General features: G+C 56.4%; 17 protein-coding genes. 5 read left to right on the top strand and 12 right to left on the bottom strand.

What is annotated here, in order from left to right:
- The first annotated feature begins 570 nt into the window (after positions 1-570).
- Positions 571-3,855, top strand: a complete 3,285-nt coding sequence (gene rne, locus ACIPDS_RS01720; RefSeq protein WP_400732149.1) for a ribonuclease E — start codon at positions 571-573, stop codon at positions 3,853-3,855.
- A 73-nt stretch (positions 3,856-3,928) separates the two neighbouring features.
- Here rne and ACIPDS_RS01715 read toward each other — a convergent pair whose 3' ends face one another.
- On the bottom strand, positions 3,929-4,870 hold the full coding sequence (locus ACIPDS_RS01715) for a LysR family transcriptional regulator (protein ID WP_400732148.1): 942 nt from the start codon (positions 4,868-4,870) through the stop codon (positions 3,929-3,931).
- 109 nt (positions 4,871-4,979) lie between these two features.
- Between ACIPDS_RS01715 and ACIPDS_RS01710 the strand changes: the two genes are divergently transcribed.
- Positions 4,980-6,194: an MFS transporter gene (locus ACIPDS_RS01710; protein WP_400733392.1), complete on the top strand. Its 1,215-nt coding sequence runs from the start codon at positions 4,980-4,982 to the stop codon at positions 6,192-6,194.
- An 81-nt stretch (positions 6,195-6,275) separates the two neighbouring features.
- Here the strand turns inward: ACIPDS_RS01710 and flgL are convergent, their stop codons facing one another.
- The 11 genes from flgL to flgB all read right to left on the bottom strand — a co-directional run bounded on the left by flgL (position 6,276) and on the right by flgB (position 16,347).
- Complete coding sequence (flgL, locus tag ACIPDS_RS01705) at positions 6,276-7,214, bottom strand: flagellar hook-associated protein FlgL (RefSeq protein WP_166514236.1); 939 nt, start codon at positions 7,212-7,214, stop codon at positions 6,276-6,278.
- Positions 7,215-7,228: 14 nt separating this feature from the next.
- Positions 7,229-8,908: a flagellar hook-associated protein FlgK gene (gene flgK, locus ACIPDS_RS01700; protein ID WP_400732146.1), complete on the bottom strand. Its 1,680-nt coding sequence runs from the start codon at positions 8,906-8,908 to the stop codon at positions 7,229-7,231.
- 63 nt (positions 8,909-8,971) lie between these two features.
- Positions 8,972-9,919 carry a flagellar assembly peptidoglycan hydrolase FlgJ gene (gene flgJ, locus ACIPDS_RS01695; RefSeq protein WP_400732145.1) on the bottom strand — a complete coding sequence of 316 codons (948 nt, stop codon included), beginning with the start codon at positions 9,917-9,919 and terminating at the stop codon, positions 8,972-8,974.
- Complete coding sequence (locus tag ACIPDS_RS01690; protein ID WP_166514239.1) at positions 9,919-11,016, bottom strand: flagellar basal body P-ring protein FlgI; 1,098 nt, start codon at positions 11,014-11,016, stop codon at positions 9,919-9,921. Before ACIPDS_RS01690 ends, flgJ begins: the two co-directional genes overlap by 1 nt.
- Before the next feature lie 11 nt (positions 11,017-11,027).
- A complete protein-coding gene (gene flgH / locus ACIPDS_RS01685) occupies positions 11,028-11,726 on the bottom strand; it encodes a flagellar basal body L-ring protein FlgH (RefSeq protein WP_400732143.1) in 699 nt (232 codons plus the stop codon).
- 182 nt (positions 11,727-11,908) lie between these two features.
- On the bottom strand, positions 11,909-12,691 hold the full coding sequence (flgG, locus tag ACIPDS_RS01680; RefSeq protein ID WP_052285574.1) for a flagellar basal-body rod protein FlgG: 783 nt from the start codon (positions 12,689-12,691) through the stop codon (positions 11,909-11,911).
- An 8-nt stretch (positions 12,692-12,699) separates the two neighbouring features.
- The gene (locus ACIPDS_RS01675) at positions 12,700-13,455 is read right to left on the bottom strand and encodes a flagellar basal body rod protein FlgF (protein ID WP_400732140.1); all 756 of its coding nucleotides are present in this window, start codon (positions 13,453-13,455) and stop codon (positions 12,700-12,702) included.
- A 20-nt stretch (positions 13,456-13,475) separates the two neighbouring features.
- Positions 13,476-14,741 (bottom strand): flagellar hook protein FlgE, encoded by a 1,266-nt coding sequence (gene flgE, locus ACIPDS_RS01670; protein ID WP_400732138.1) that lies wholly within the window; start codon positions 14,739-14,741, stop codon positions 13,476-13,478.
- Positions 14,742-14,818: 77 nt separating this feature from the next.
- Positions 14,819-15,511 (bottom strand): flagellar hook assembly protein FlgD, encoded by a 693-nt coding sequence (gene flgD / locus ACIPDS_RS01665; protein ID WP_400732137.1) that lies wholly within the window; start codon positions 15,509-15,511, stop codon positions 14,819-14,821.
- An 11-nt stretch (positions 15,512-15,522) separates the two neighbouring features.
- A complete protein-coding gene (gene flgC, locus ACIPDS_RS01660; protein ID WP_400732135.1) occupies positions 15,523-15,927 on the bottom strand; it encodes a flagellar basal body rod protein FlgC in 405 nt (134 codons plus the stop codon).
- A 3-nt stretch (positions 15,928-15,930) separates the two neighbouring features.
- Complete coding sequence (gene flgB, locus ACIPDS_RS01655) at positions 15,931-16,347, bottom strand: flagellar basal body rod protein FlgB (RefSeq protein WP_400732134.1); 417 nt, start codon at positions 16,345-16,347, stop codon at positions 15,931-15,933.
- Positions 16,348-16,503: 156 nt separating this feature from the next.
- Here flgB and flgA point away from each other — a divergent pair, with 156 nt between their 5' ends.
- From flgA to flgN, 3 genes are all read left to right on the top strand, one after another.
- Entirely contained in the window at positions 16,504-17,163 is a 660-nt protein-coding gene (flgA, locus tag ACIPDS_RS01650; protein ID WP_166514246.1) for a flagellar basal body P-ring formation chaperone FlgA, read from the top strand.
- Between the two features lie 97 nt (positions 17,164-17,260).
- Positions 17,261-17,554 (top strand): flagellar biosynthesis anti-sigma factor FlgM, encoded by a 294-nt coding sequence (gene flgM / locus ACIPDS_RS01645; protein WP_400732132.1) that lies wholly within the window; start codon positions 17,261-17,263, stop codon positions 17,552-17,554.
- Between the two features lie 4 nt (positions 17,555-17,558).
- On the top strand, positions 17,559-17,987 hold the full coding sequence (flgN, locus tag ACIPDS_RS01640; RefSeq protein WP_400732131.1) for a flagella biosynthesis chaperone FlgN: 429 nt from the start codon (positions 17,559-17,561) through the stop codon (positions 17,985-17,987).
- Positions 17,988-17,989: the final 2 nt, after the last annotated feature.

The raw sequence follows: 17,989 nt of genomic DNA, 5'->3' as shown, positions 1-17,989 counted from the left end.
TATTAGAACAATCTCACCGGGCTGGTGAAGAAACTGTGAGTAACCGGGTGATAAAAGGTGAAAGTCATCTTGCTATAACCAGGTTAGCAAGGAATAATGAAGCTGTTTTCCGTGTTGAACCTGGAATAACAAGGATAATTACGGAAAGACCCATTTTGTTTGTTTGATCATCCACGCAGCAATGGCGTAAGACGTATTGATCGCTCAAACAGTTAGCGGGCTGCGGGTTGCAGTCCTTACCGGTACGTATACTGTACGATTTTTAGCGTATAGACAGAAAGCGAAGCGGGATATTCCCGTGCTTACGTAAGTAAGACGCCAGGACATCTGTTCTCTAAAAGATGACGAGTATAACTGGAATCTTCTCTGGAGAGTTATCCCAGGTTGTTCCCCAAATAATTGCACTGTGGTTCCGTTTGAAACACAGGCTACCGACACTCTGCGCCTCTTAAACGAGCGACAACCGTGAGGTTGGCGACGTGAATAGTCACGAGGCCATCGGTTTACCCCGGAAAGGCATTACTCTGCTCGCAGCTTAGTCGTCAATGTAAGAATAATGAGTAAGTTACGATGAAAAGAATGTTAATCAACGCAACTCAGCAGGAAGAGTTGCGTGTCGCCCTCGTTGATGGGCAGCGTCTGTACGATCTGGATATTGAAAGCCCAGGACACGAACAGAAAAAAGCGAACATCTACAAAGGCAAAATTACCCGTATTGAACCAAGTCTCGAAGCCGCATTTGTTGATTACGGCGCCGAACGTCATGGTTTCCTCCCCCTAAAAGAAATTGCTCGCGAATACTTCCCTGCCCATTACAACTCGCATGGCCGTCCAAATATCAAAGACGTGCTGCGTGAAGGTCAGGAAGTTATCGTACAGATTGATAAAGAAGAACGCGGCAACAAAGGCGCGGCGCTGACAACCTTTATCAGCCTGGCAGGCAGCTATCTGGTATTGATGCCAAACAACCCACGTGCCGGCGGTATCTCTCGTCGCATCGAAGGTGACGATCGTACTGAACTCAAAGAAGCGCTGGCCAGTCTCGAACTGCCAGACGGCATGGGCTTAATCGTCCGTACCGCAGGCGTCGGCAAATCAGCCGAAGCGTTGCAGTGGGATCTGAGCTTCCGCATGAAGCACTGGGAAGCCATCCAGAAAGCCGCTGAAAGCCGCCCTGCTCCGTTCCTGATTCACCAGGAGAGCAACGTTATCGTTCGTGCTTTCCGTGACTACCTGCGCCAGGACATTGGTGAAATCCTGATTGATAACCCGAAAGTGATGGAAATGGCGCGTCAGCACATTGCCGCACTGGGTCGCCCGGATTTCAGCAGCAAAATTAAACTGTACACCGGTGAAATTCCGCTGTTCAGCCATTACCAGATTGAATCGCAGATTGAATCCGCCTTCCAGCGTGAAGTCCGTCTGCCGTCCGGTGGCTCTATCGTTATCGATAGCACCGAAGCGCTGACCGCCATTGATATCAACTCCGCTCGAGCCACTCGCGGCGGCGATATCGAAGAGACCGCGTTTAACACCAACCTTGAAGCGGCCGATGAAATCGCTCGCCAGCTGCGTCTTCGTGACCTCGGCGGCCTGATTGTTATCGACTTCATCGACATGACGCCAGTCCGTCACCAGCGCGCGGTTGAAAACCGTCTGCGTGAAGCGGTACGTCAGGACCGTGCGCGTATCCAGATTAGCCATATCTCTCGCTTTGGTCTGCTGGAAATGTCTCGTCAGCGTCTTAGTCCTTCACTGGGTGAATCCAGCCATCACGTCTGCCCACGCTGCTCCGGCACCGGCACCGTGCGTGACAACGAATCACTGTCGCTGTCTATTCTGCGTCTGATTGAAGAAGAAGCGCTCAAAGAGAACACCAAAGAAGTTCATGCGATTGTGCCTGTGCCGATTGCCTCTTACCTGCTGAACGAAAAACGTGCCGCGGTAACTGCTATCGAAGCTCGCCAGACCGACGTGCGCTGCATCATCGTGCCAAACGATCAGATGGAAACGCCACACTACTCCGTCCTGCGCGTGCGTAAAGGTGAAGAAACCACTACGCTGAGCTATCTGCTGCCGAAGCTGCATGAAGAAGAGATGGCGCTGCCGGTAGACGATGAAGTCGCCGAGCGTAAGATTCCTGAGCAGCCTGCGCTGGCTACCTTCGTGATGCCTGAAGTACCGCCAACGGCTACCGCTGAAAGCGCAACCGCAGCTGCGCCGAAAGTAAAAGCCGCTGCCGCTGCACCGTCGGAACCGGGCCTTATCTCTCGTTTCTTCGCCGCGCTGAAAAACCTGTTTGCCGGTACCCCGGAAAAGCCGGTTGCAGCCGAGCCTGAGAAGCAACCTGAAGCTAAACCAGACCGTCAGCAAGATCGTCGCAAACCGCGTCAGAACAACCGTCGCGACCGTAATGACCGCAACGATCGCAGCGATCGTCGTAACGACCGCAATGACCGTGGCGATCGTAATGACCGCAACGAGCGTAACGAGAATACTGAAGGCCGCGAAGGTCGCGAGGACAACCGTCGCAACCGCCGTGAAAAACCGCAGCAGTCTTCTGAGGTGCGTGAAAACCGCCAGCAGAACGCTGCCGTTGTTGATGACAGCGAAAAAGCGAAGTCGCGTGACGATCAGCAGCAGTCACGTCGCGAACGTAACCGTCGCCGCAGTGATGATAAGCGTCAGACGCCACAGGAAGCGAAACCACAGAGCCGCGAAGAAGTTGTCGTCGCTCAGGAAGCCGCGCCTGAAGATCGCGTACAGAATATGCCGCGCCGTAAGCCGCGTCAGCTGTCGCAGAAAGTGCGTATCGAAACCGCAGAGCAGACCGCCGCTCGCGAATTCGCGCCAGAAGAACCGCAGACCGAAGCACCACGTACCACTACACTGGCAAAAGTTGACCTGCCAGCCGTCGTTGAGGCTCCAGTTCAGCCTGAGCACGATGAAAACGGTGAAGCACGTGATAACAACGGTATGCCGCGTCGTTCCCGTCGTTCTCCGCGCCACCTGCGCGTTAGCGGCCAGCGTCGTCGTCGCTATCGTGACGAGCGTTACCCAACCCAGTCACCGATGCCGCTGACGTTCGCCTGCGCATCACCGGAACTGGCTTCAGGTAAAGTGTGGATCCAATACCCGATTGCTCAGGTACAGGATCAGGCCGTTGTTGATGCACCGGTCGAGCAGGAAGTGATTGAACAGCCTGTAGTCACTGAAGCCGTTGCGCCAATTGCCGCAGCAGCCGAAGCGCCAGTACAGCCAGAAGTGATTGCACAGCCTGAAGTCCAGGACGCTGCCCCAGTTCAGGAAGAAACGCCTGCACCGGTAGTGGCTGAAACGACTGTGGATGAACAACCTGCGGCACAAACCGTAGACGTTCAGGTTGAAGAGGTGAAAGCGGAAGCGACGGTAGTTGAACCGGTCGTTGAATCAACGCCTGTCGTCGAAGCGGCGATTGAAGAAGCGCCAGCTGCGGCACCAGCCCCAGTCGTTGAAGCACCGGTTGCAGAAGCGCCAGTTGCCACACCTGCCCCGGTCGTTGAAGCGCCGGTTGCAGAAGAAGCACCGGTCGCGGCACCAGCACCTGTGGTGGAAGCTCCGGTAGAAGAAACGCCGGTGGTTGCGCCAACGCCTGTTGTTGAAGCACCTGCGCCAGTCACGGTTGCTAAAGTTGCGGTCAAGCATGCTACAGCACCAATGACTCGTGCACCTGCGCCAGACTACGTGCCGGATGCACCACGCCAGAGCGATTGGGTTCGCCCATCCTTCGATTTCGAAGGTAAAGGCTCAGCGGGCGGTCATAGCGCAACGCATACCGCCACGGCGGGTCCTACGCGTCCGCAGTCGGCTGAATAATCCGACACCGCAATATAAAAAATCGGCCCTGGTGGCCGATTTTTTTTTGCCCTGCAAACCGCAATTGCGTCCCCTATCCTTGCGTTTTGTTCGGCAGCCGCATTCCGGCTATTTGCGGCATCACCTCACGCATCAGGTCGAGGAATTTGCGTAATCGCGTCGGATAGTAACGCGCCCACGGATAGACTAAATGCACCGGTAAGGGTGTCGCCTGCCAGGCGGGTAACAGTTCCACCAACGCGCCGCTTGCCAGCTCCTCCTCCACCGTCCAGCTTGAGACCACGGCGGCCCCCACTCCAGCCAGCGCGGCATTTTTCGCCACATAAAGGCTATCGGTGCTTAAGCGCGCCGCGATTACCACGTTTGCCGTTTGCTGAGAATCCTGATGATGCAACACCACTTCATGCTGATAGAAAGTGCTGATGGCTATCCACGGCAGTATCGAAAGCTGTTCCGGTTGCGTCACGGCGGGATAGCGGCTCAATAACTCAGGGGTTGCCACGATGCAGCGCGGGACTTCTGCCAACAGCACTGACACGGTGGCGGGATCCACCTCTGCCCCAACGCGGATCGCGCAATCAACGTTATCGCTAATAAAGTCCACCGCCCGGTCATGCAGCATCCATTCGACACAAAGCTGTGGGTAACGTGCCAGAAAACCAACCAGCGGCATCAAAAGCTGCTGCTGACCAAAGGCGTGCGGTGCCCGCACCCGAAGCGTGCCGACCGGTTGCTCATCGATAACGTGTAACGCATCCTCCAGCGCAAGCCAGGAATCAACCACTTCTCGCGCATGCTGATAGCAGCGTTCGCCGTCGTCGGTCAACTTCATGGCGTGGGTCGAACGCAGCAGCAGCTTGGCCCCCAGCATCTCTTCCAGCGACTGTAATCGTCGGCTGATTGTCGCCTGAGTGGTCTCCATCTGCCGGGCGGCGGCTGACAGTGAACCAGATTCCACAATTCGGATGAACGTGCGCATTAACTCCACGCGATCTATACGCTCATTTCTCTTCATTATCTTGATGCCTATACGCCAAACGTATAACTGTTTTACCACTGCAATGGCTACCGCACCAGCCGCAACAGGCGGAAAATGCGCTCCATACACCGTTGAGGACTTAATGATGAACACCCAGAACACGCAAACCCGAACCGCCAGTATGATGATTTTTATCCTGGCCCTTGGCGCCGGTTTCAGCGTCGCCGCCATTTACTACGCCCAACCTCTGCTGCCGCTGATGGGCAGCAATTTGCACCTGAGCGTTGAGGGCATGGGGCTTATTCCCACGCTCACGCAAGCAGGCTATGCGCTGGGCATTTTGTTCCTGTTGCCGCTCGGCGACCGCTACGACCGCCGTACCTTAATCCTCGTAAAAAGCCTGGCGCTTGCCGTCCTGCTGCTGGTCTACAGCCTGACGCAACAGTTCCACTCGCTGCTGGCGGTAAGTCTGCTGATAGGGATGGCCGCCACCATGGCGCAGGATATTGTCCCCGCAGCCGCGATTCTGGCTCCCGCTGGCAAACAGGGGAAAATGGTGGGTACGGTAATGACCGGTCTGCTGTTGGGGATCCTGCTGTCACGGACGGTCAGCGGCGTGGTCGGTGAACTGTTTGGCTGGCGCGTCATGTATCAGGCGGCGGCGGTGAGCATCGCCTTGATAGGTGCGCTAATGTGGCGCGTGCTGCCTCATTTTGTGGCTCACTCCGAGTTACGCTATCCCGCGTTGATGATGTCGATGGCGCATCTGTGGCGCCGCTACCCGACGCTGCGTCGTGCCGCGGTGGCGCAGGGATTTCTGTCCATCGCCTTTAGCGCCTTCTGGTCTACGCTTGCGGTCATGCTCGCCGAGCACTATCACATGGGCAGCGCCGTGGCCGGTGGGTTTGGTATTGCCGGGGCGGCTGGTGCGCTAGCGGCACCGCTGGCAGGCGGTCTGGCGGATAAAGTGGGGGCAGAGAAAGTCACGCAGTTAGGTGCAGCGCTGGTGAGCGTCTCGTTCGCCCTGATGTTCCTGCTCCCCTTCCTGCCTACGATGGCACAGCTGGTATTGATTGCCATAGCGGCTATCGGCTTCGACCTGGGTCTCCAGTCCAGTCTGGTCGCGCACCAGAATCTGGTCTATAGCCTCGAACCGCAGGCCCGAGGCCGTCTGAATGCGCTGCTGTTTACCGGGGTCTTCATCGGCATGTCGTTAGGTTCAGTACTGGGTACACAAGTTTATGCATTCGCAGGCTGGGAAGGTGTGGTGGCGCTGGCAACGGTGGCGGGTCTTGTTGCGCTGGCAATTCGGGTTAGCGAAACTTACCGTTTACGCAGCGCTGCGGTCAGCACCCAGTAAACCCTAAAAAAAGCCCGCGACGGGGTGGTGCGCGGGCGATAAAAACATCTACATCGGCCAGATATTTTCTGGCCATCTTTATTATTTATTCAGTTGAAACAGCGACATGCCCTGCATATCGGTAAACGCTTTATACGCCGCCTGCAGGGCGGTTTGCTGCATGGTGTAGTTGGAAATGGTCTCGTTCCAGTCGACATCCACCAGGTTGCTCATCTGCTGGGTCTGCGCCAGTTTACGGTCATCGCCCAGCGCATCGAGATTTTCCAGCTCTTTAAGCTGGGTGCCCAGTTCAGCGCGAACGGTCAGCACGTTGTTCAGCGAGTTGCTCAGGCTGCGGTTAGTCCGGTCGATAGCGGCACTCATCTTATCTTTTGTCGCATCGTCCGCATCCGCTACCGGTGTATTCAGCGCGGCGATGGCGGAGTCGAGCGCGGTGAAAATATTATCGTCCGCATCCGGTTTGGCATTGCTGGTCGCGTGATCGAAAATCAAATTGCCCGTATGGCCAATGACCATGGAGCGCGAAGAGTCCACCTGCTGTTCCACGTTGATATCGCCGCCTACGTATTTGCCGCTGTCATCAAACGGCGGCGTATCCGTTTTGTAACCGGCAAAAATATAGCGCCCGTTGCCGTCGGTGCTGTTGGCCAGGTTCAGGATCTGGTCGCGGATCCCTTGCAGGTCGGTCGCCAATGACGCGCGGTCGTCATCGCTGAGCGTACCGTTGCCCGCATAAACAATCTTCTCCTGCGCCGCCTGAATGGCGGTGGTCACCTGTTTTAGCGTGCTTTCTTCCGTTGAAACGCGCTGGGTGGCAAAGGTACGCGCGGTGGCGTACTGCGCATTTTGCGCCTGCGCCTGCGACAGCACCACGGCCTGCGAGGCCGCCACCGGGTCGTCCGATGCACGGTTCACCCGTTTGCCGGTCGACATCTGCTCACCATACTTTAACCATTCAGACTGAGAGTTAGTGATACCCCCCATATTCTGCTGGTACATCATTAAGGTACTGACTCGCATCGTATGCCCTCTCCTTAGCGGATATTAATTAATGCGTCGAAGAGGGTGCTTGCGGTTTGCAGCACCTGCGCATTGGCCAGATAGTACTGTTGGAAGAGCTGCAGGTTGCCGTACTCTTCATCAAGATTGACGCCGGAGATAGACTGCTGCTGTTTGTTCAGCTGCGTCACCACGTTCGCCTGGGTCGTACTACTGCTTTTGAGCGTTGCCGTTTGAGTACCAATGTTACTTACCAGCGCGGCGTAGGCATCGTTAAAGCTTTTTGAGCCGCCAACCACTTTACTGGTTTGCAAATCGAGCAGCGCCTGACCGTTACGGTTATCGCTTTCACCGACGCTGGCACCGGTGGTATCGGCAAGTCCCATCGCGATTTGCGATTCACTGCTGATAGCCACTTTCATATTGACGATAGTGTCGCTCACCGGTTTGACAATAAAGCTATCGCCACTCTGCGCCGGATCGGTACCGCCGGTTTTAACCTGCGCCGTAACCGTAAGCCCATCAAACTTCAGCACGCCATTGGCAAGATCGCTACCGGAATCCAGTTTGACGCTGGTATTGTCAGACAGGCGCGTCACTTCCCAACCGCTGTCGGTTTTGGTGACTTTGTAGTCTGTGGCCTGGACGGCAGAAGACTTATCGATTGTGACTTTTAGATCAGCATCGCCGGTGTTTTTGCTATTCGATAACGCTGACGGCTCACCTAAGCTAAAGAAATCAACGCCCTTGTTACCGTCGGCATCAATCCCCTGTTTATGCACGGTATTGAAGGCATCACCGAACGCCAGCGCCATCTGATTGAGGCTATTGCGCGTCTGATCCAGATCCTGAGAGCGGAAGGTCAGCAGGCCGCCCAGTGAACCACCGGTCAGCAATTTTTCCGGGATCTCGACGTTGCCCGCCACATTATCGACATAGGCAACGGTAGTACGGTTAGGGTCCGAGCTGCTTGGCACCGCTGCCAGCTGGTTAGCTTTACTGCCTGCGACGAGGGTATAACCATTCGCCATGGTAATGTTATAGGTGCTGCCGTCCTGGACGTTGACTTCGACGCCCACCAGCTTATTCAGCTCGCTGACCAGCTGGTCACGCTGGTCGAGCAGATCGTTTGGCGATGCTCCTGCCCCCACGCCGGTCAGACGGGAGATTTTGTCATTCAGGCTGGCAATTTGTGAGGAGTAATTGTTGACCAAATCCACCGTGGAACTGATAGACAGGTTCACCTGCTTATCCTGATCGCGCAGATACTGGTCGACGACTTTAAACTGGTTTACCACGCCGTCCGCTTTTCCTAAAACGGTCTGGCGCGCCGCCGGGTCTTCCGCATTACTGACCAGCGTTTGCAGGCTGCTGAAAAAGTCCTGCAAAGTCGTCGACAGGTTATTGGTGGTACTGGAAATCATGCTGTCGATTTTCGACACCTGCTCGTAACGGGCGGTTAAGCTGCTGCTCTGATTCTGCGCCGCCCGGAGCTGGTTGGTAATAAAGGCATTGTACTCACGCTGCACGCCAGTCACGTTAACGCCATTACCCACCCAACCGCCCGCGCCTAGCGTGCTGTTGGCTGCCGCCAGCACCGTCGTCTGGCGGGTGTATCCGGCGACGTTGTAGCTCGAAATGTTATTACTGGTGGTATTCAAGGCTGACTGCGCGGCGCTGAGCCCGCTCATCGCGCTGTTAATTAAACTGGACATGAACGCTCCTTCTTAAGGCCATGGTATTACTTATCGGATGGCGGACTGCAAACTTGAGGCTAATCAGAACAGATTTTCGATATCGTTGCGGTAGGTATTGCTGACCTTCTCGCTCATCGATTTCAGCTGCTGGATCATGCCGGTTAATTTACGTGCGTACTGCGGGTCGGTGGCATATCCGGCGTTCTGTAACGCCTGCGCGCCCTGCTCCGCCGTTGCGGCCGACGTCACCGCCGCATAGCGCGGATTGCGGGTCAACAGGCCGACGTAATCAGACAAGGCTTCCAGATAAGAGCTGTAAACGCGGAATTTCGCTTTCACCTTTTTGGCCTCGCCGTTCTCAAACTCGGTGGTGGTTATCTCGGTCACTTTACCCTTCCAGCCTGCGGAAGCTTTAACGCCAAACAGGTTGAAGCTCGGCTCACCGTTTTGCTGGCGAATTTGCCGCTGGCCCCAGCCGGATTCAAGCGCAGCCTGCGCCAGAATCAGGTGATGGGGAATGCCGCTTTGCTCACTCGCCAGTCGCGCGGGTAGCGAGAGCTGGGCGAGGAAGTCTTTCGAGTCGCCGGACAGCGGAACATCGCTGCCATCCGGCGCTTTTGGCAGCGCTTTGCGGACCATTTGCGTCAGCGCCGCATTCTGATAGCTGGTGACCGTTTGCCTATCAAACTTCATCGGCACCTGGCCTGCGTTTTCATCAGGCGGCTGCTGCGCTGACAGCTGTTTCACCATCTCCTCCGCCAGACCCAACCCTTTGCCCGCAGTCATCTGCTGGGCAATTTGCTGGTCGTACATGCTGGTATAGAGTCGGGTCTGGTCGCTGCTGAACATGCCATCTTTCGGCAGCGTTTCGCGCATACTCTTGAGCATCATCTGCACGAACATCCCCTCCACCTGTCGCGCCACCGGCCGAAGATTGGCCTGCGGATCCTGCCCGGCTTTGGTTTTCAGCTCGTTTAATGACTGCGCGTCCCAGGCGGCGCTCGACAGTAATTTGCTGTCAGTCAGCATCAGACAATCTCCACCTTCGCCCGCAGGCAGCCCGCACTTTGCATGGCCTGGATGATGGACATCAGTTCCATCGGCGTTGCTCCCAGCGCATTCAGCGCGCGCACCACGTTGTTGAGATTGGCGCTGGCGCGCACGCTCTGCAACGAACCACCGCTCTGGCGTAAATCAATCTGCGTTTGCGGCGTCACCACCGTCTGTCCCCCGGCAAATGGCGTATCCGGCTGGCTAACCTGCGCCGAGCGGTTGACGGACACCGACAGATTGCCCTGCGCCACGGCACAGGTATCCAGCGTCACTTCACGGTTCATGACCACCGACCCAGTACGCGAGTTGATGATGATTTTCGCGTCCTGCGGCGGCATGCCCACTTCAAGGTTTTGAATATCCGCCAGCAAACGAACCTGACCGCTGCCGCCGCTTGGCGCGCGGATTTGCACGGTACGGGCATCCAGCGCGGTGGCGTTGCCCATGCTGCTGCGACGGTTGATGGTATCGGCAATCTGCTGCGCCATGGTGAAGTCATCATCATTGAGCTGCAGGTTGATGGTATTCCCGGCGCCAAACTGGCTTGGCAGCTCACGCTCAATGGTGGCGCCGCCCGTAATACGGCCACCGTTAAGCTGGTTCACCTGCACGCTGCTACCGCCCGCCGATGCGCCCGCACCGCCCACCAGAATATTACCCTGCGCCAGCGCATAAACCTGGCTATCGACGCCCTTCAACGGGGTCATCAGCAGCGTGCCGCCGCGCAGGCTTTTGGCGTTACCCATTGAGGAGACCACCACATCAATGGTTTGTCCCTGACGGCCAAACGCCGGAAGCTGCGCGGTCACCATCACCGCCGCCACGTTTTTCAGCTGCATATTGGTGCCCGCCGGAACGGTAATCCCTAGCTGTGACAGCATGTTGTTCAGGCTCTGGGTGGTAAACGGCGTTTGCGTCGTCTGGTCACCCGTCCCGTCTAGCCCCACGACCAGACCGTAGCCAATCAGCGAGTTTTCCCTAACCCCTTGTACGCTGGTCAGATCGCGAATGCGTTCGGCATGCGCCAGCCCGGTGACCAGCACCAACGCCAGCGTGAGCAGAGTTTTAAACATGATTCACCTCGTTACATCGGCGATAAGTTAAGGAAGAAACGCTGCAGCCAGCCCATATTCTGCGCTTCATTGATGTAGCCATTGCCCACGTATTCGATACGCGCATCCGCCACCTGCGTCGACGGCACGGTATTGCTGCCGCTGATGGTGCGTGGGTTAACGACCCCGGAGAAGCGGATAAACTCGGTGCCCTGGTTAATGGCTATCTGTTTTTCACCGACGACGTGCAGGTTGCCGTTTGCCAGCACCTGATCGACGGTGACGGTCAGCGTGCCGCTAAAGGTATTGCTGGCATTCGCCCCGCCCTTACCATTGAAGCTATTGCCACCGGAAGCCTCGACATCAGCACGTTCGTTGCCAAACAGACCTTGCAGGTAACGCGGCACGGTGTCGAAACCGAAACTTGTTTTGCCATCGCGGCTGGCGTTGGCCGACGAGCTTTTGCTCGCACTGACGTTTTCCTGCAACACGATAGTCAGCGTATCGCCGATATTGCGCGGACGACGATCCTCAAACAGCGGTTGATAGCCGTAGTTGATCGGCTGCGCGCTCTGGAAAATAGAGCCATTCACCACAGGCACCGGGCCGGGGATCGGTTGGGCGGTCGTTGCCCCTTCCACCAGCGGTTTGCTTGGAATCAAGGCGCACCCCGCCACGCTAAGGGCGACGACGGTTAAAAGCGGAAAACGGAACGCTGCGGATTTTTGCATTGCTTTCTTCTTCTGAATCTCAATGTATGCCCCGAGAGATCCCGGAGTCGGCGTTAACGCCTCGTCCGGGCTACGGATTGCCGGATGGCGGCTTCGCCTTATCCGGCCTACGGGTTTTCATCGTTTGTAGGCCTGATAAGACGCATGGGCGTCGCCATCAGGCGCTCTGTAGCCCGCACGACTTACAGTTGCGTCAGTTTTTGCAGCATCTGGTCGGTCGTCGATACCGCTTTACTGTTGATTTCGTACGCGCGCTGCACCTGAATCATGTTGACCAACTCTTCCGCCACGTTGACGTTCGAGGTCTCGACATATCCCTGATACAGCAGCCCCGCACCGTTCAAGCCCGGCGTGGTATCGTTTGGCGCCCCCGATGCCTGCGTTTCGATGTACAGGTTTTCACCAATACTCTCGAGACCGGTATCGTTCATAAAGGTCGACAGATTCAGCTGGCCGACCTGCACCGGGTTCGCTTGCCCCTGCTGGGTGACACTGACAATGCCGTCACGACCAATCGTGATGCTGATAGCGTTCGCCGGAATGGTAATAGCAGGCTGCACCTGATAGCCGCTGGCGGTCACCAGTTGGCCGTTCTGATCGACCTGGAACGAACCATCACGGGTATAGCCGGAGGAGCCGTCTGGCAGCAGAATCTGGAAGAAGCCGTCACCTTTAATCGCCACGTCTTTGCTGTTATTGGTCTGGGACAGGTTGCCCTGGCTGTGCAAACGCTCGGTCGCCACGGGACGTACCCCGGTACCGATTTGCAAGCCTGACGGCAGCGTCGTTTGTTCGGATGATTGCGCACCCGGCTGGCGAACGGTTTGATAAAGCAAGTCTTCAAACACCGCGCGCTGGCGCTTAAAACCATTGGTACTGACGTTCGCCAGGTTGTTGGCGATAACGTCCATATTGGTTTGCTGCGCATCAAGACCGGTTTTGGCGATCCATAATGAACTGATCATAATTTTCCTTAGCTCATTGACAGCAACTGGTTAGCTTTCTGCGTGTTTTCATCCACGCTGCTGATAACCTTCATCTGCATTTCAAAACGGCGCGAACTGGCGATCATTTCCGCCATCGCCGCCACGGGTTTCACGTTGCTGCCTTCCAGCACGCCGGATTGCAGGCGTAACGTTGGATCAGCCTGTAAAGTCTGCCCACGGGTCGCCAAGGCCTGCGGGGTGAGATGGAAAAGCCCATCGTCACCGCGCGTCACTTCCGTCGCATTGGCCTTAACCACTTTCAGCTTGCCGACCGGAGACACCGTGTTTGCCGGGTCGCCGGGCGTTAATGCCGAAATGGTGCCGTCTGCGGCGATAGTAATCTGCGAGCCTTCCGGCACGCTTAGCGGGCCGGCATCCCCGATAACCGGATGGCCCTGGATGGTCAACTGGCCGGTCGAGTCGACCTGAATATTGCCGTTGCGGGTATAGCCTTCACTGCCATCCGCCGACTGCACCGCCAGCCAGCCATCCTGCTGAATGGCGACGTCGAGCGGACGCGCGGTATAGTCCAGCTGTCCAGGGGTCATATCGGCCCCCGGCGTCGTGGCGGCCACCAGCGTGCGGGTTTCCAGTGACGGCCCCATTACCGGCACCGCGCGCATGGCATTGAGCTGCGCGCGAAAGCCTGGCGTTGATGTGTTTGCAAGGTTGCTCGCCGTGACCGCCTGCTGCTGCATGGTCTGGCTGGCGGCGCCCATTGCCGTGTATATCGCGTGATCCATAAGGTCGCCCTGTTAGCGGATTAACGCAGGTTAACCAGCGTGTTAAGGATCTGATCCTGGGTTTTGATGGTCTGCGCATTCGACTGATAGTTACGCTGCGCCACGATCATATTCACCAGCTCTTTACTCAGATCGACGTTAGAGGCTTCCAGCGCACCGTTGGTCAGCGAGCCGAAGTTACCCTCACCTGCCGTCCCCAGCAGCGCGACGCCAGAAGACTGCGTCGCAGACCAGACGTTGTCGCCTTCCGATTGCAGACCGCCGGTGTTGGAGAAGTTGGCGAGCACAATCTGACCCAGAAGCTGGCTTTGACGGTTGGAGTAGTTGCCGACCACCGAACCGTCATCGTTGACCTGATAGCTCACCAGGCTGCCCGGCTCATAGCCGTTCTGCGTGGTGGCAACCACGTCACTTGAGCCGGTGTTTTGCTGCATGGAATTGAGGAAGCTCAGAGAGAAGGTGCTCGCCTGCGAACCGTTCAGAGAAGCCAGCGCGATATTGATTTCCGGGTTGGCGTTGGCCGGGCCAAGAATTAATGCGCCTGGATTAGCCGGATCGGCAATATAGTTGGAGACTGAGGTCAGCGTACCGTTATTATCAAAGCCCATTTGCGCGGCTTTCACGGCTGCTGCGCCGCTGACGCTGGTATCCTGGGTGTACACATCCCACTTGTTCGCCGCGGTTTTCACGTAGTAAACGTTCAAGTCGTGGGAGTTACCCAGACTGTCATAAACGGTGACGGTCCCTTTTTTGTTGTAGGTGTCCGGGTCGCTGACGTTGAACGTTTTGGTGATCGTGCTATCCGTGGAATTCAGGTTCATCTGCATGGTGCCGGTGGTGGAGGCTTTCGCCGACATCAGGGTATTCGGAATAGACAGCCCTACCGGGTTTGCGCCTTGCTGGATAGTCGGCGGCGTACCGCTTGCCGGGTAGCCGGTCAGCTTCAACCCTTGTGAATTGACCAGATTGCGGTTCTCGTCGAGTGAGAATTGACCGTTACGGCTGTAGTACACCGTGCCACTGTTATCGACCAGGCGGAAGAAACCGTTCTGGCTGATAGCGACGTCCAGTGCACGCCCGGTGCTGGTCGTTGTGCCGTCGGTGAAATCCTGAGTTATCCCGGCGACTTTAACGCCCAGCCCCACTTTGGAGCCAGCGAACATATCGGCAAAGGACGCCGACCCGGATTTAAACCCGTAGGTGGCGGAGTTAGCGATGTTGTTGCCGATAACATCGAGGTTGGTGGCAGCCGCGTTTAACCCGCTGACCGCTTGTGAAAAGGCCATATCGTCTCTCCTGAAAGTGTGATGCGCGAAATCATTCAGGCTGCTTTAACGGCCCGAATAATGACGCGTTGAAAGGCTTAAATAATCTGGCGAACCTCATCCAGCGTGGTGGTGCCGTAGGTGCCCAGATCCAGTTTGTTGCCGTCTTTACCCAGCGTAACGCCCTGCACCAGCGCGAACTGCAACGGCTGAGCCACCAGCTGTGTCGTCCCCTGACTTGCCGCAAAGTTGATGGTATAAGCACCATCCGGCACCGCCGTGCCGTCATCCATCAAACCGTCCCAGGTAAAGGTGTGCACGCCAGCGGTCTGCGCGCCCATATTCAGCGTGCGGACAACTTTGCCGTTGCCATCGGTAATGGTCGCCGTCACTTTTTCAGCCGCCTGAGCCAGTTCAATGCCAAACGGCGTGGTGTCGACGCTGTCGCTGCTGCTGTTTTTCCCGGCCAGAATCGAGCTACCCGGGATCATCACGCCATGCCCCACCAGCGAGCTGGCCTGTAACGATTGGCTGTTATCGATTTGCCCGGAAATGGAGCCGAGGGTGGTGTTGAGCTTCTCAATACCGCTCAGCGTGCTGATCTGCGCCAGCTGGGAGGTTAATTCATTGTTTTGCAGCGGATTGGTGGGATCCTGATTTTTCAGCTGCGCTACTAACAGCGTCAGAAAACTGCTCTGAAGATCGGACGAACTGTTGGTTCCCGTACTGCTGACCGACGACGATATCGCGGTGCTGCTGGCAGTGTCGTTAATATTGGATACGACGGACATTGGTTATCTCCTTATTGCCCAAGCGTCAGCGTTTTGAGCATCATGCTTTTCACGGTATTGAGCACCTCGACGTTCGCCTGGTAGCTACGCGATGCCGACATGGTATTCACCATCTCTCCGACCACATCCACATTGGGCATGCGAACATACCCTTTGGCGTCAGCCAGCGGATTCCCCGGCTGATACACCAACTTGTCCGGCTCCTGGCTTTCCACAATGTCAGCCACTTTCACGCCACCGGTGGCGGCACCGATGGGCGCATCAACCTGGAAAACGACCTGCTTGGCGCGATACGGCTGACCGTCAGGCCCGGCGACGCTGTCGGCGTTCGCCAGGTTACTGGCGGCAACGTTTAAACGCTTGGACTGCGCGGTCAGTGCTGAACCGGCGACGTCGAAGATATTGAGTAATGCCATGGGTTAGTTCCCCTGCTGCAGGACACTCATCATGCCCTTGATTTGTCCGCCCAGAACCGTAAGACCGGTCTGGTACTGGAGGCTGTTATCGGCAAACTGCGTGCGTTCGCGGTCCATATCGACGGTGTTACCATCCATCGCAGGTTGATCGGGAATGCGGTAGAGCAAGTCGGTTTCCGGCGTCGAAATCGTCTGGGCGGGAATATGGCGCGAGGAGGTCAGCGTCAGCGCAACACCGCTGTTTTCCACCCGCCCCCTCTCCATCACTTTTTTGAGTTCACTGGAAAAATCCATATCGCGCGCCTGATACCCGGGGGTATCCGCGTTCGCGATATTGGCGGCCAGAATTTCCTGGCGCTGGGCGCGCAGATTTAGCGCTTCTTGCTGAAAACGTAATGAGGCGTCGAGTTTATCGAGCATGGCTCCTCCGCGAGTGGCAAAGTTTCAGCTCACAGCTTAATTCCCATGACGCGCGCGTTATCGCCGGAATAAGCGCAATATGCGTCGCTATTTATTGCGTTGATGTCGCAGCCGGAGGGGTAATATGTCTACATTCGCCATCCACTGGAGCGTTCAATGCGTCAGCTCATTGCCCCGTTAACCGCAGCGATACTGGCTTTTAGCCCGCTGGCTCAGGCCGTCGATATTCAGACGCAGCTGCGCGATTTTTTTACCGCGCGCCTGACCGGGTTTAGCGATGAGGTCAACGTCAGTCTGCGAAATACGCAGAATTTGAAATTGACCTGTGAGGAACCCGCTTTCAGTACGCCCGGCAATTCGCGGCTATGGGGAAACCTGACGGTGGTGGCCCAGTGTGGCAATGCGAAGCAGTATTTGCAGGTGAACGTGCAGGCGGTCGGTGATTACGTCGTGGCCGCTACGCCTATCGTGCGCGGCAGCCCACTTGACGGGCAGAGCGTGACTTTAATGCGCGGTCGTCTTGATAAGCTTCCACCGCGTACTATGCTGACGCTGGCGCAAGCCGAAGATGCGATTAGCCTGCGTGATGTGGCGATTGGCCAGCCAATTCAGCTGTCGATGGTACGCCAGTCATGGCGCGTCAAGGCCGGGCAGAAAGTCCAGGTGATTGCGCAGGGAGAGGGATTTAGTATCAACGGTGAAGGTCAGGCATTAAACAATGCGGGCGTGTCGCAAAACGCACGTGTGCGAATGTCGTCGGGACAGGTGGTGAGCGGGCAGGTTAATACTGATGGGAATATTCTGATTAATCTCTAAACGTCATAAAGAAACCGTATCGCTTGCCGATAGATAATTAACAATTAATGAGAGTCGGCGCCTGCGCCCATACCAGAGCCTCCATGAGGAAAGAACCATGAGCATCGATCGTACATCATCTCTGAAAGCTGTCACCAGCGTACAGCCACGCGAAATGCCAGAGACCAGCGCACAGAAAGCCCGCGCCGACAAGTCGACTACCGCCACCAGCGCAAGCGTCACCCTGAGCAATGCGCAGACGGCGTTAACCCGTTCTGATAGCAGCGACATCAACACGGCACGCGTTGAAGAACTTAAGACGGCGATCCGCAACGGTGAACTGAAGATGGACACCGGTAAAATTGCTGACGCTTTAATTCAGGACACGCAAGACTATTTGCAGAGTAAATAATCACATGAGCGGTTTGTCAGCGATTCTCGACCAAATGACCAGCATCCTGACCTCCTTACAAGAGGTGATGGATGCTGAGCAACAGCAACTCTCCGCAGGCAACGTTAATGGCCTACAACTTGCCAGCATCACCGAAGAGAAAAGCTCGTTGCTGGCAACTTTAGACTATCTGGAGAAGCAGCGTCGGGTTTTGCAAAATGCCCAGCGTGATGCTGAAGAAGGGATTAGCGAACGCTGGCAGGTGATTACCGACACGACGCAAGAATTACGGCGCAAAAACCAGCATAACGGCTGGCTGCTTGAAGGGCAGATTGTGCGTAATCAACAGGCGATTGACGTTCTCAAACCGTACCAGGAACCAGGCCTTTACGGTAAAGATGGTCAGGCCGCCAGTCCTGCCGTAGCGCGCAGCGCCAGGAAGTTTTCAGTCTGAAG

It is taken from the genome of Kluyvera sp. NPDC087067 (genome assembly GCF_044745165.1).
Lineage (GTDB): Bacteria > Pseudomonadota > Gammaproteobacteria > Enterobacterales > Enterobacteriaceae > Kluyvera.
The sequence above is the reverse complement of the archived record's forward strand: the minus strand, read 5'-3'. Positions and strand labels throughout refer to the sequence as shown.